The organism is Agitococcus lubricus (assembly GCF_003051055.1).
GTDB classification, from domain to species: Bacteria; Pseudomonadota; Gammaproteobacteria; order Pseudomonadales; family Moraxellaceae; genus Agitococcus; species Agitococcus lubricus.
Map to the genome: position 1 here is coordinate 33,990 of NZ_QAON01000011.1, position 13,098 is coordinate 47,087.

Consider the following 13,098-nt stretch of genomic DNA (forward strand, 5'->3'; position numbering starts at 1 on the left):
CTTAGGTGAGTTGTCATCGTAAATAGTAAACTTTTGGAGTGAGTCATGAAATTATCAACCTTAACACCGATTGCGACCGTGTTAGCCGCCTCTTTGACACAACCTGTGCATGCAGAGACGAATCCGTTTGTCAGTACTGCCGCGCCAACGATGGTTTTGGCCGCGCACCATGAAGAGGGTAAATGTGGCGAGGGCAAATGCGGTACAGGCATGAAAGAAGCCATCGAAAAAACCAACAAAGACGCAAAAAATGGCACTGTAAAAGCTGACCAAGAAGGTAAGTGCGGTGAAGGTAAATGTGGTGCTAAACGTCAAGCCCATGAAGGCAAGTGCGGTGGTAGTAAAGTAGAAACACCTAAAGTCAAAACCCAACACGAAGGCAAGTGTGGCGAAGGTAAATGTGGTGCACAAAAATAATTTGACGATGTCAATGCGTCACTTAGCCTCAATGAGCGCAGGTTTAGGCCTGCGTCGTAGTTTTTTGGCAGACTTATGCCAAACTGAAGACGAAAACGCACCTGACTTCATCGAAGTCGCCCCAGAAAATTGGCTGGGTATGGGCGGGCGTTATGCTAAACAATTACGTGCTTGTAGCGAGCGTTTTCCGTTAGTCTGTCATGGTTTGTCGTTGTCTATTGGGGGTTATAGACCATTAGATGAACCATTTGTGTTGCGCCTGAAAGCGTTTTTTCAGCAGCACCAAGTACGTTGCTACTCAGAGCATTTGAGTTACACGGGTGATGATGGTCATTTATATGATTTATTGCCTATACCTTTTACCGAGGCAGCCGCAAGACATGTCGCAGAACGTGTCATGCGTGTGCAAGATATCTTGGGACAACGAATCGCCTTAGAAAACGTGTCTTATTATGCAGCACCGTGTCAGGATATGACTGAGCTGGAGTTTTTGCTTGATGTGGTTCGGCAAGCAGATTGCCAAATTTTATTAGACGTCAATAATGTCTATGTCAATAGCATCAATCATCATTATGACCCTAAACTGTTTATTCGGGCTATTCCGCCCGAAAAAGTTGCTTATCTCCATATTGCAGGACACTATGTTGAGGCTGAGGATTTACGTATTGACACGCACGGTGCGGACGTGGATTCGGAAGTCTGGCAACTATTAGCAACGACTTATCAACATATTGGTCTACGACCGACCTTATTAGAACGTGACTTTCATATTCCGCCCTTAGCAGATTTATACCAAGAGTTGGCACAAATTAGGCAACAGCAACGAGATGCTGCATCATGAGTGATTTTGTCGCTTTACAAAAACAATGGACCACATGGTTGCGGCAGCCTAACACAGCACCTGCACCCGATATCGACCCCAGACGACTCGCAATTTATCGTGAGTTGTTTTTTAATAATGTCCTCAGTTTTTTAGAAAGCACTTTTCTGCTTTGTCAGCAGTGTGTTACCGCAGATGATTGGCAGATACTAACCCGTCGATTTTTTGCTGAACATTCTTGCCAGAGCCCTTTTTTTTATGATATTTCGCAGGCTTTTTGTCAGTTTTTACAAAGTCAAACAGCCGTTCAAGAACAATATCCTTGGTTATTAGAACTTGCTCATTTTGAATGGGTTGAATTGGCGGCAGATATGGCAGAGGCAGAGCTGCCTTGTGCCATACAAGGCGATATAATACAGCAGATTCCTGTGCTTAATCCGTGTGTTTGGCCTTTAGTGTATCAATGGCCTGTGCATATATTTGCGGAGCAATTGCCACCACATGAGCCGCCTCAGTTAGCGAGTTGCTTATTGTTTTATCGCACCTTAACTGACCATGTGCAGTTTATGGAAATCACGCCTGTAACCGCTCGTCTCGTGGAATGCTTACAGCACAACCAAACATTGACGGGACAACAAATGTTGACTCAATTAGCGCATGAATTACAGTTAGACATGACACAGATACAAACGATGGGGCAGGCTATATTGCAAGACTTTGTTCATAGGCAAATTATTTTGGGTGTGAAGCCGAGCGAATAAGTGAGGGGTAAGTACTAATAAAACGCCTTAAAAGTGCTAACGATAAGATAAACTCACAAATAAAGCGGTTTTTTTCGTAGTAGGGCAATTCTTTTTATTTGTATTCTTGCTTAAAATGTGACAACAACCAAATAAATAAGAGCAAGGTATGTTGCCACGTTTGATTCCTGCCATTTTAACATCTCTTATGGTTTTACCAGCCAGTGCTTGGTCGACTGAAAATCCAGACCCTTGGGAAAAAACCAACCGTAAGATTTATGCCTTCAACAAAACGGCAGATACCTATTTTCTCAAACCGATTGCCAAAGGCTATCGTGCCGTGACACCTCAAGTCGTAGACGATAGTATTAGCCGTTTTTTTGATAACTTATTAGAGCCTTTAACGGCGATTAACAATGTTTTGCAAGCTAAACCACAAGTTGCTGCTAACGATATGGGGCGATTTGTTGTCAACTCAGTGACGAGTTTAGGTTTTGCTGACATCGCGCAAACAATAGGTTTACCCAAACATGAAGAAGATTTTGGTCAAACCTTTGGTAAATGGGGCGCACGCTCAGGTCCTTATCTAATGCTGCCATTTTTAGGCCCTAGTTCGGTACGTGATGCCCTTGCTAAGCCCTTTGACGGCTTAGTCAACCCTAGAAATTTGATTGAAGAACCCAGTGTCAACATCGGCTTATTTGTGTTGGATGTCGTGGATACGCGCGCAGATATTATTCCACTAGAAAAAATTATTGAAGGTGATGAATACATCTTATTACGCGATGTGTATTTACAACGTCGAGAGTTTGCGGTGCAAGACGGTAAAGTCAAAGACAGCTTTATGGACGATATGGACGATGACTCGTCGGAAGAATCGTCGACATCGGCTAATCCCTGATTGAATAGGTATCGGAATGTTTATATCTTACACAGACGTCCGCATGATTAACCGATGGTCTTGATGACTATAACGTGGGTCAGCGACAGCGGTATCCGCAGAACTTAGAAGGAATTAATATGCAATCCTATTCACGGTTCAGTCAGCCATGATAAATCTAGCCAATGAACGTGGTTATATCTTAATAATTCATTCTGATATTGTCGTCAGAGATACCCTTGTCAATAAGCTACTGGAATTTGGTCATACAGTCGTTGCCGTGTGTGAGTTAGAAGAGGGGCTTGCATTATTTCAACAAGATAATCATCAATTGGTGATGGTTGAATTAGCCTTGGCAAAACCCGTCTTAGCCTTAGTCAGCACAAACTACCCTGAAACCCCCGTCATTACAGTATCCAGTGATGTATCCATGGATATGGTAGTGGAAAGTTTGAAAAATGGTGCTGTCGACCATTTCTTTGATTTTCGGGACGTCATCGTATTGGCACATACGGTGCAACGAGCTTTAGAGCGTGGCCGTTTATTAAGACAAAACAGAGATTATCAACAGCAATTAGAAGCGGCCAATGCCGAGCTAGAGCGTAGCTTAGAAACGCTACAAGCTGACCAAGAAGCAGGTCGGCGTATTCAATTTAGATTATTACCACAAACGCCTTACCATGTAGATTCACGCTGTCAAGTGACTCACCGAATTTTACCATCACTCTATTTATCGGGTGATTTTATTGATTATTTCAAGATAGGTGAGGGTAAACTCGGATTTTATTTGGCAGATGTATCTGGACACGGCGCGGCCAGTGCCTTTGTCACGGTTTTTTTGAAAGCCATTACTAACCGAATCCAAAAACACTATGAACGAAAAACAACGGTGAATTACGTTGCACCTGCTAAAATATTAGCCATGATTAACGATGAGTTAATTGCGACTCGCATGGGTAAACATTTAGCCATGTTTTGTGGTGTGATTGATTTCGAGCATAATAAATTGACTTATAGCGTCGCGGCGCATTATCCCCCACCTTTATTAGTGAATAATGGGATAACCACCGCGTTAGCAGGACGAGGCCTGCCTTTAGGCTTGTTCAAAGAAGTCAGCCATGACGAGTATGTTGTCGAATTAACCGAAGAGTTCGTGTTAATTGCGACATCTGATGGGGTATTAGAAGTATTACCCAAAGGGACGGCGAATGAAAAGGAAAAACAATTATCTGCCATGGCGAGCCATATCCAGACGGTAGATGATATGATTACGGCATTAAATTTAAGTGATGAAGTAGAACTTCCCGATGACGTTGCTTTATTAGTAATCAATCGGAGCAAACAGACCGTAGACGAAACGCTATGACCTGCTATTCTGCTCAGTCTCGTTGTTGAGGATTTGTCCGCATATGCCTTCAGGCCACATTTTGTTTGCTGTGCACAATGGCACCTATGTTTTAAAGTTTACGGGCGAAATCCGTGCACCTATGTGTGCAACATTGGATAATTTTTTAGATAAAATGTTCAATGATAATCAGATTGCCGCTATTCTGATTGATTTAACCGAAACCGAATACATCGACAGTACTGCATTGGGATTGATTGCCAAGACCTCTGTGTTTTTGCAAATGCACAATCATCGCAAACCTATCATTTTATCGACCAATCCAGATATTAGCCGTATTTTAGAAAGTATGGGTTTTGATCAGGTCTTTATTATTTTAGATTGTGAGTGCCATGAAGAGTGCCTAAACGAACTGCCAGAAATAGAACCTTCAGAACATGAAATGATGGAAAAAGTGATTGCTGCTCACCGTGTGTTAATGGGACTGAGTGAGCAAAATCAAGCGACATTTAAGAGCCTGGTTGAGGCTCTTGAATTAGAACAACAAGCACAAGGTGAGGATAAGATTTAGTAGTGCGTGATGTACAACATGACTAAAAAATGATTGTTATTATAAAAAGTGCAGAAAACGGTTAACAGGTACCAAGTAAAAAACCCCGCATTCGCGGGGTTTTTCTAAGTCAATTTGCTCTTATTATTAAGAGAATTGACCCATCGTGTTGGCAGTACCGCCAGCTTTCAATGCGTTGTCACCAGAGAAAATCTCTTTGTGATCGTCACCGATGTCAGAACCAGCCATTGCTTGGTGCTTAACGCAAGAAACACCTTCACGGATTTCTTTACGTTGTACGCCAGCAACATAAGCCAACATACCCATTTCACCGAAGTAACCTTTAGACAACTCGTGCATATGTAATGCAGTGGTGTGGTAGGTTGGTAACGTGATGAGGTGGTGGAATACACCCGCTTCACGAGCAGCGTCAGCTTGGAACGTACGGATTTTTTCATCAGCGTCAGCAGACAATTCTGTGTTGTCATACTTAGCGTCCATTAACTTAGCGCGATCGTATGCAGAAACGTCTTTACCTTCTTTAACCCAACGGTCATAAGCCTGTTGACGGAAGTTTAAAGTCCAGTTGAAAGATGGGCTGTTGTTATAAACTAACTTAGCGTTAGGAATAACTTCTTTCACGCGGTTAACCATGTGAGCGATTTCGCCAACGTTTGGTGTTGGTGTTTCGATCCACAACATGTCTGCGCCGTTTTGTAAGCTGCTGATACAGTCTAAAACCACGCGGTCGATTTGTGTACCTTCGCGGAATTGGAACAAGCCAGAAGCTAAACGTGTTGGACGATGTAATTTACCGTTGCGTTTAATCAACACTTCATCGTCTTGAGCTTCAGAGATATCAATTTCTTTAGTATCTAAGTAGCTGATGTATTGAGAAGCGATGTCGCCAGCTTTCTTAACAACTGGGATCTTCTGAGTTAAGTCAGCACCTTCAGAGTCAGTACGGGCAACGATAACACCTTCGTCAACGCCTAATTCTAAGAATGCGAAACGAACAGCATTGATCTTAGATAAGAAGTCTTCGTGTGGAACAGTGACTTTACCAGCTTGGTGACCACATTGCTTAGCGTCAGATACTTGGTTTTCGATTTGAATAGCACAAGCACCCGCTTGAATGATTTTCTTCGCTAATAAGTAAGTGGCTTCTTCGTTACCGAAACCAGCGTCGATGTCAGCAATGATAGGCACAACGTGGCTTTCGTAGTTGTCGATTTTAGCAGTCACTTCAGCAACTTTAGCTGCATCGCCAGCATCTTCAGCTTTTTGTAAAGCACGGAATAAATCGTTTAATTCTTTTGCGTCAGCTTGACGTAAGAAGGTGTAGATTTCTTCGATTAATTTTGGCACAGCGGTTTTTTCGTGCATAGATTGGTCTGGCAATGGGCCAAACTCAGAACGTAATGCAGCAACCATCCAACCTGATAAGTAAATGTACTTACGTTCAGTTGTACCAAAGTATTTTTTGTTGGCAATCATTTTTTGTTGCGCAACAAAACCGTGCCAGCAACCTAAAGACTGAGTATATTTGCTGCTGTCAGCATCGTATGCAGCCATATCTTTACGCATAATAGCAGCAGTGTACTTAGCGATTTCTAAACCGGTTGGGAAACGGTTTTGAATAATCATGCGAGCTGCGTCTTCAGGGTGAATTGCGCCCCAAGTATTGCCTAATTTTGCTTTAACAGCACGTACGTGCTCAAGAGCGGCTTGATAGGTTGCCATAATGCTTTCCTATGATTGGGTTGAAAGATAAACAGATAAATAGAATTCATCTGTTTAAGAATGTCCGAAGTGTAAAGTTTATGTCATAATTTAGCTAATTTATCATTTTAATCTTCGGTATTTATTTTATGAATCTTGAGCGTGTTGACTTAAATTTGCTCACTCATTTAGATGTGTTGTTGCGTGAAAAAAATGTCACTCGTGCGGCGGAGCAGTTAGGTGTCACTCAACCTGCGATGTCTAATATTTTACGGCGTTTGCGTGTGTTATTTAATGACCCGTTATTGATTCGCTCCAGTGAAGGCATGACCGCGACTGAACGCGCTTTAGAATTACAACCGCGTATTCGGGAAGTATTAGGGGATTTAAGTCAAATTTTAGAGCCACGTGCTGAGTTTAGACCACTGACGAGTAACCGTGTCTTTAGAATCATGGCGTCTGATTATGCGGAGGCAACGTTAATTCCTGCGCTGGTTAAAGCGATGCGTTCCGAAGCACCCAATGTGGTGTTAGATTTTTTAACGCCCTCAGACGTGTCCTATCGTGACATGGAGCAGGGTAAAGTCGATATGGCAATTAACCGTTTTAACGAGATTCCGCAAAGTTTTCATCAAGTCTTGGTGTGGCGAGACAGTTTTAGCTGTTTATTGCATTGCGATAGCCCGATTGTTGACCATTTTAATCTAAAAACGTATTTAGAAGCACAACATATTTGGGTGAGTAAAACAGGTATGGGCGTGGGTTTTGGTGTCAATCCAGAAAAGTCAGGGGGCTTAGGGTGGATAGACCAAGCCTTAGCCCGTTTAGGTAAAAAACGTAAAATCAGTTTATTTACACGTCATTACCAAATGCCCGCTTTATTGGCCGCTAATGCGGACTTAATTGCGACTTTGCCAACACGCGTTGCTAAACTGCAAGCCACAAATCCGCGTTTAGTGATTAAAGACCCGCCATTTTATATTCCAGAGTTTGAATTAAAAATGGCATGGTGTCCGTTGTTGCATCATCATCCTGCCCATCGTTGGTTAAGACAATTGATTTTATTTGTTGCGCGCCAGTTAATTGAGGAAGAACGTAAGCAAGCCGATAGACAATTAGCGCTACAACAAATGATGGGGCGATTTGAGGATTAAAAAACCATAAAACAGTGAGTAGATAAATAGCAACCCATGAGGATTTTCGTTACAATGCGCCGTTTTTAAGTGGAACTACACCCGCATGAAGCATTACCAGATCACAGCAGCCATGATGGTTTTAATGACGAGCGGTTGTGCCAGTATAGTCAGTAAATCTAGCTATCCCGTCACCATTCGTTCGGAGCCGCAGGGCGCAAGTGTGCTCATCAAAGATAAACACGGTGTTGCCATACATAAAGGGACAACCCCTTTTACGGTGACTCTGGCATCTGGTAAAGGTTATTTCGGCCCGGGCGATTACACGCTTGACTTTGAATTATCGGGTTATCAGCCCCACCATACCGTCATGCAAGCGGGCGTAAATCCGTGGTATTTGGGTAATATCTTCATTGGCGGCGCAATCGGCTTTTTGATTGTTGACCCGCTAACGGGCGCGATGTGGAAGTTAGCTGACCAAAAATCAGTGACTTTAAACGCGCAAGCAACAGATATAATACCGCCATTAGCGTCTCCTGCTGAGACTTCGCAACCCTAAGTGTAACTTTGTCAGACATCACGCTTGTGTGATGCATTTTTAATTTAAGGTGACAACATGACCGAACGTATTCAACGTGGTGAGTTAGCGATTGCTAAAGAATTGTATGATTTTATTGTCAATCAAGCGATTGAAGGAACAGGTATCAGCGTTGATGATTACTGGACAAAGTTTGAGGCGATTGTTGCTGATTTAATGCCAAAAAACAAAGCGTTATTAGCCAAGCGTGATGCCATTCAAGCGCAAATTGATGCATGGCATCGTGCTAATCCAAATTTTGACTTCGCTGCGTATAAAGCCTTTTTAACTGAAATTGGTTATTTAGTGGCTGAAGGCGAGGATTTTAGCGTTAACCCACAAAACGTAGATGACGAAATTGCCCGTATTGCTGGCCCACAATTAGTTGTGCCTGTTAAAAATGCGCGTTATGCCTTAAACGCAGCTAATGCGCGTTGGGGTAGTTTATACGATGCCTTGTATGGCAACGATGTGATTAGCGAAGAAGGTGGTGCAGACAAAGGCAAAGGCTACAACCCAGCTCGTGGTGCTAAAGTGATTGCTTATGCGCGTACTTTATTAGACACAGCCGCACCTTTGGCAACTGGCTCTCATGCCGATTCCGTCGCTTATGCTATTGTTAATGGTGCATTAGAAGTTAGCTTAAAAGATGGTAGTAAAGTTGCTTTAGCATCCCCAGAAAAGTTAGTGGGTTATGCTGGTGATATTAATGCGCCAACTAGCATTTTATTAAAAAACAACGGTTTGCACATTGATATTCAATTTGATGGCAATCATCCTGTTGGTCAACAAGACCCAGCAAAAATCAAAGATTTAGTAATTGAGTCTGCGTTAACCACTATTTGTGACTGTGAAGACTCTGTGGCTGCCGTTGACGCTGAAGACAAAGTTGAAGTCTATGGCAACTGGTTGGGTTTAATGAAAGGCAACTTGGTTGAATCTTTCGAAAAAGGTGGCAAAACCTTAACTCGTACCATGAATGCCGACCGTACTTACACTGCGTTAAATGGTGGCAGCCTCACGTTGCATGGTCGTTCTTTATTATTAGTGCGTAACGTCGGTCATTTAATGACTAACCCAGCCGTATTGTATAAAGGCGAAGAAATTCCAGAAGGCATTATGGATGCCTTAGTGACGGTATTGATTGCAAAACACGATTTATTGGGCAATGGCACACGCAAAAACTCACGCACAGGTTCTGTGTATATTGTTAAGCCAAAAATGCACGGCCCAGAAGAAGTGGCGTTCGCTAACGAAATCTTCACGCGCGTAGAAGAAGCTTTAGGTTTAGCACAAAATACCTTAAAAATGGGGATTATGGACGAAGAGCGTCGTACCACGGTTAACCTCAAAGAATGTATCCGTGCTGCTAAAGATCGTGTGATGTTCATTAACACGGGCTTTTTAGATCGTACGGGTGATGAAATCCATACTTCTATGGAAGCAGGTGCAGTGATTCGTAAAGCTGACATGAAAAAAGCGAAATGGATTGCTTCCTACGAAAACTGGAACGTTGATATCGGTTTAGCGTGTGGTTTACAAGGTAAAGCACAAATCGGTAAAGGCATGTGGGCCATGCCAGACTTAATGAAAGACATGGTTGAGCAAAAAATTGCCCACCCAATGGCTGGCGCAAATACGGCTTGGGTACCATCACCAACAGGCGCGACTTTACACTCTATGCATTACCATAAAGTCAATGTGTTTGCTCGCCAAGACGAATTAAAGTCTCGTGCTCGTGCTAATGTTGATGACATCTTAACTATTCCTTTAGCAGAAAATACGGATTGGTCTGCTGAAGAAATCAAAAATGAACTTGATAACAATTGCCAAGGCATTTTAGGTTATGTGGTTCGTTGGATTGATCAAGGTGTGGGTTGTTCTAAAGTGCCAGATATTAACAACATTGGCTTAATGGAAGACCGTGCAACCTTGCGTATTTCTAGCCAACACGTAGCTAACTGGTTACGTCATGGTATTTGTACACAAGAACAAGTGTTAGAAGCTATGCAACGTATGGCCTCTGTGGTTGATGGTCAAAACGCTAATGACCCATTATACAAACCAATGGCACCCAACTTTGATGACAGCGTGGCTTTCCAAGCGTCTAAAGAGTTAGTATTTGAAGGTTGTGCTCAACCAAATGGTTATACTGAGCCAGTCTTACACCGTCGTCGTCGTGAATTAAAAGCAAAAATTGCGGGTTAATTTACACGATAAAAAAGGGGAGCATTTTGCTCCCCTTTTTTTATGTCGACATTAGGGGCTGTTGACGTTTTGATTGTGGTTGCGAAAGAGACTATTTTTTAGAGGATACACGATGTGAATCACGTGATTTGGTTATTCCAACTAAGTGATGAACAACAAGGTAGCCTCAAAAAATAGTTCTTTCCCTGTGGGGTGCGTTAAAAATTGCCTCATTCTGCGTGACAAAACTTGCCAATAGAACGACTATTAACTGCGTTTTGTGCCTTGCCTGAGTCCATTCTTATCTCACACGCCAAACGTCAACAGACCCTAGGCCATTAAATTGACAAGTCAATAGGGGACTTATCTATGCGTCATTTAGCTGCTAACTTTGTCGCTCTTGATTTTGAAACGGCTGATAATGGTCGAGACAGTGCGTGTGCGATTGGTTTAGTGCGGGTGAGTGCAGGTCACATAGTCAAACGAGTGTATCATCTGATTCGTCCACCGAGACCGCGAGTTTGGTTTAGCCATATTCACGGCTTATCTTGGCAAGATGTCAAAGACCAACCCACATTTGCTCAGTTATGGCCGCAGTTAGCCGCAGAGTTTATGGATATTGAGTTTATTGCCGCACATAATGCCAGCTTTGACCGTGGCGTACTCAATGCCTGTTGTTTGGCCGCAGGCGTACAAGCGCCGATATTGCCTTATACCTGTACCGTACAGCTTGCGCGGCAGGTATGGAATATCAGACCAACCAAGTTGTCGGATGTCTGTCAGTTTTTGCAAATTCCTTTACAACATCATCATGCTGCTTCGGATGCCGAAGCCTGTGCTCGTATTGTGATAGCGGCACAGCAGTCCTATGCATCATAGGTGTCAAAAATAAAGGCCGCAAGTGCGGCCTTTATCGGGAGTGGGTTTACATATTAGGATATGTTGGCCCGCCACCGCCTTCTGGTGTGACCCAATTAATGTTTTGAGAGGGGTCTTTAATGTCACAAGTCTTACAGTGTACGCAGTTTTGCGCGTTAATTTGTAAGCGTTGCTCACCCGCCAAAGAGACCACCTCATAGACGCCTGCTGGGCAATATAAACGTGCTGGCTCGTCATACAAGGGCAAGTTTTTGCTCATTGGAATGCTAGGGTCTTTGAGTTGTAAATGAATCGGCTGGTCTTCTTCGTGGTTAGTACCCGAAATGAAGACAGACGACAATTTATCGAAGCTGATTTTGCCGTCAGGTTTTGGATATTCCAATTTACGCGCCAAATCTTTACGGTCTAAACAATCGTAGTCTGGTTTGTTGTCATGGATAGTGAATGGGAAACCACTCGGCAAAATGTTTTGGTCGATAAAGTTAAACGCTGCGCCCATTAAGAAGCCCATACGGTGCATGGCTGGGCCAAAGTTGCGGTAGCGGTGTAACTCTTCATATAGCCAAGAATTTTCAAATTTCTCGGTGTAAGTCGTCACTTCATCATGGCCTTCACGACCGTCTTTTAAGGCTTCAAACACGGCTTCAGCACATAACATACCCGACTTCATGGCGGTATGAGAGCCTTTGATTTTAGCAAAGTTTAAGAAGCCCGCATCATCACCAATTAAACAACCGCCCGCAAATGTGAGCTTAGGCAAGGAATTTAAGCCACCTTTAATAATGGCGCGTGCACCATAAGAGACACGTTTAGCACCTTCTAAATAATGCTTAATGACAGGATGGTGTTTCCAGCGTTGCATTTCATCAAAGGGAGATAGGTAAGGGTTGCTATACGCGAGGTCGGTAATCAAACCTAATGTCACTTGATTGTTTTCGGCATGATATAAGAACCAACCACCCGCACTACCAGACTCGCTTAATGGCCAGCCAGAACCGTGTAATACTAAACCTGCTTTATGTTTGGCAGGGTCAATTTCCCAAAGTTCTTTGATACCAATACCGTAATGTTGTGGGTCGCAGTCTTTATCGAGTTCAAATTTACTAATTAACTGCTTACCTAAATGACCACGACAGCCTTCGGCAAATAATGTATATTTGGCGTGTAATTCGTAACCTGCCGTATAAGAATGTTTTTTCTCACCATTCTTGGCAATACCCATATCGCCCGTTGCGACACCTTTTACGCTACCGTCTTCGTGGTATAAAATCTCGGAAGCCGCAAAACCTGGAAAGAGATTGACTTCTAATTCTTCGGCTTTGCTACCTAACCAACGTACTAAATTACCTAAGCTGATAACATAGTTACCTTCGTTATGCATCGCTTTAGGTACCGCCCAATCTGGCATTAACTTGCTACGAGTTTCGTTAAATAACAAATGGATTTCGTCTTTGATGACAGGCGTATTGAGTGGAGCACCTTCTTCTTTCCAATTTGGGAAAAGTTCGTTGAGTGCGCGTGGTTCAAAAACAGCACCTGATAAAATATGGGCACCAATTTCAGAGCCTTTTTCTACTAAACACACAGAAATCTCATGTCCAGATTCTATACTTAATTGGCGTAGACGAATGGCTGCAGATAAACCAGCAGGGCCGCCACCAACGATGACGACATCAAACTCCATTGCTTCTCTTTCCACGATAATCTCCTCACAGCTCAGAGTAGGGGGAAAAGCAGGATTTAGGCACAATGCTTAAATCCTTAATTAATAAACAGTTTAGACTTTGCGTATTCAGTAGTCATTGTCACACTCAAGTAAATCTGATGACAAAACAGCAAAGCCAATTT

12 protein-coding genes are annotated in these 13,098 nt (G+C 43.0%); 10 read left to right on the forward strand and 2 right to left on the reverse strand.

The window, feature by feature from the left end; all coding sequences use genetic code 11:
• Positions 1 to 45 precede the first annotated feature (45 nt).
• The 6 genes from C8N29_RS11170 (at position 46) to C8N29_RS11195 (ending at position 4,773) form a co-directional block, all read left to right on the forward strand.
• Entirely contained in the window at positions 46 to 417 is a 372-nt protein-coding gene (locus C8N29_RS11170; RefSeq protein WP_204509337.1) for an HvfA family oxazolone/thioamide-modified RiPP metallophore, read from the forward strand.
• A 13-nt stretch (positions 418 to 430) separates the two neighbouring features.
• The gene (locus C8N29_RS11175) at positions 431 to 1,258 is read left to right on the forward strand and encodes an HvfB family MNIO-type RiPP peptide maturase (protein ID WP_204509338.1); all 828 of its coding nucleotides are present in this window, start codon (positions 431 to 433) and stop codon (positions 1,256 to 1,258) included.
• Positions 1,255 to 1,998 carry an HvfC family RiPP maturation protein gene (locus tag C8N29_RS11180; protein WP_107866150.1) on the forward strand — a complete coding sequence of 248 codons (744 nt, stop codon included), beginning with the start codon at positions 1,255 to 1,257 and terminating at the stop codon, positions 1,996 to 1,998. The genes C8N29_RS11175 and C8N29_RS11180 overlap by 4 nt, the downstream gene beginning before the upstream one ends.
• Before the next feature lie 148 nt (positions 1,999 to 2,146).
• Positions 2,147 to 2,878: an MlaA family lipoprotein gene (locus C8N29_RS11185; protein ID WP_107866151.1), complete on the forward strand. Its 732-nt coding sequence runs from the start codon at positions 2,147 to 2,149 to the stop codon at positions 2,876 to 2,878.
• 148 nt (positions 2,879 to 3,026) lie between these two features.
• Complete coding sequence (locus C8N29_RS11190; protein WP_107866152.1) at positions 3,027 to 4,223, forward strand: PP2C family protein-serine/threonine phosphatase; 1,197 nt, start codon at positions 3,027 to 3,029, stop codon at positions 4,221 to 4,223.
• A gap of 43 nt (positions 4,224 to 4,266) precedes the next feature.
• Complete coding sequence (locus tag C8N29_RS11195; RefSeq protein ID WP_107866153.1) at positions 4,267 to 4,773, forward strand: STAS domain-containing protein; 507 nt, start codon at positions 4,267 to 4,269, stop codon at positions 4,771 to 4,773.
• Positions 4,774 to 4,899: 126 nt separating this feature from the next.
• Here the strand turns inward: C8N29_RS11195 and C8N29_RS11200 are convergent, their stop codons facing one another.
• Entirely contained in the window at positions 4,900 to 6,495 is a 1,596-nt protein-coding gene (locus tag C8N29_RS11200) for an isocitrate lyase (RefSeq protein ID WP_107866154.1), read from the reverse strand.
• Positions 6,496 to 6,623: 128 nt separating this feature from the next.
• Between C8N29_RS11200 and C8N29_RS11205 the strand changes: the two genes are divergently transcribed.
• The 4 genes from C8N29_RS11205 to C8N29_RS11220 all read left to right on the forward strand — a co-directional run bounded on the left by C8N29_RS11205 (position 6,624) and on the right by C8N29_RS11220 (position 11,250).
• Positions 6,624 to 7,628: a LysR family transcriptional regulator gene (locus C8N29_RS11205; RefSeq protein ID WP_107866155.1), complete on the forward strand. Its 1,005-nt coding sequence runs from the start codon at positions 6,624 to 6,626 to the stop codon at positions 7,626 to 7,628.
• 85 nt (positions 7,629 to 7,713) lie between these two features.
• Positions 7,714 to 8,166, forward strand: coding sequence for a peptidase associated/transthyretin-like domain-containing protein (locus C8N29_RS11210; protein WP_107866156.1), 453 nt, complete (start codon positions 7,714 to 7,716; stop codon positions 8,164 to 8,166).
• Positions 8,167 to 8,223: 57 nt separating this feature from the next.
• Entirely contained in the window at positions 8,224 to 10,392 is a 2,169-nt protein-coding gene (locus C8N29_RS11215; RefSeq protein ID WP_107866157.1) for a malate synthase G, read from the forward strand.
• 348 nt (positions 10,393 to 10,740) lie between these two features.
• Complete coding sequence (locus tag C8N29_RS11220) at positions 10,741 to 11,250, forward strand: 3'-5' exonuclease (RefSeq protein WP_107866158.1); 510 nt, start codon at positions 10,741 to 10,743, stop codon at positions 11,248 to 11,250.
• A 46-nt stretch (positions 11,251 to 11,296) separates the two neighbouring features.
• Here the strand turns inward: C8N29_RS11220 and C8N29_RS11225 are convergent, their stop codons facing one another.
• Positions 11,297 to 12,934, reverse strand: a complete 1,638-nt coding sequence (locus C8N29_RS11225) for an electron transfer flavoprotein-ubiquinone oxidoreductase (protein ID WP_107866159.1) — start codon at positions 12,932 to 12,934, stop codon at positions 11,297 to 11,299.
• Between the last annotated feature and the right edge of the window lie 164 nt (positions 12,935 to 13,098).

What these genes read in the sequence shown, in the direction of transcription:
- C8N29_RS11170 (WP_204509337.1), top strand. Translation starts at nt 46, where the DNA reads ATGAAATTATCAACCTTAACACCGATTGCGACCGTGTTAGCCGCCTCT.
- C8N29_RS11175 (WP_204509338.1), top strand. Translation starts at nt 431, where the DNA reads ATGCGTCACTTAGCCTCAATGAGCGCAGGTTTAGGCCTGCGTCGTAGT.
- C8N29_RS11180 (WP_107866150.1), top strand. Translation starts at nt 1,255, where the DNA reads ATGAGTGATTTTGTCGCTTTACAAAAACAATGGACCACATGGTTGCGG.
- C8N29_RS11185 (WP_107866151.1), top strand. Translation starts at nt 2,147, where the DNA reads ATGTTGCCACGTTTGATTCCTGCCATTTTAACATCTCTTATGGTTTTA.
- C8N29_RS11190 (WP_107866152.1), top strand. Translation starts at nt 3,027, where the DNA reads ATGATAAATCTAGCCAATGAACGTGGTTATATCTTAATAATTCATTCT.
- C8N29_RS11195 (WP_107866153.1), top strand. Translation starts at nt 4,267, where the DNA reads ATGCCTTCAGGCCACATTTTGTTTGCTGTGCACAATGGCACCTATGTT.
- C8N29_RS11200 (WP_107866154.1), bottom strand. Translation starts at nt 6,495, where the DNA reads ATGGCAACCTATCAAGCCGCTCTTGAGCACGTACGTGCTGTTAAAGCA.
- C8N29_RS11205 (WP_107866155.1), top strand. Translation starts at nt 6,624, where the DNA reads ATGAATCTTGAGCGTGTTGACTTAAATTTGCTCACTCATTTAGATGTG.
- C8N29_RS11210 (WP_107866156.1), top strand. Translation starts at nt 7,714, where the DNA reads ATGAAGCATTACCAGATCACAGCAGCCATGATGGTTTTAATGACGAGC.
- C8N29_RS11215 (WP_107866157.1), top strand. Translation starts at nt 8,224, where the DNA reads ATGACCGAACGTATTCAACGTGGTGAGTTAGCGATTGCTAAAGAATTG.
- C8N29_RS11220 (WP_107866158.1), top strand. Translation starts at nt 10,741, where the DNA reads ATGCGTCATTTAGCTGCTAACTTTGTCGCTCTTGATTTTGAAACGGCT.
- C8N29_RS11225 (WP_107866159.1), bottom strand. Translation starts at nt 12,934, where the DNA reads ATGGAGTTTGATGTCGTCATCGTTGGTGGCGGCCCTGCTGGTTTATCT.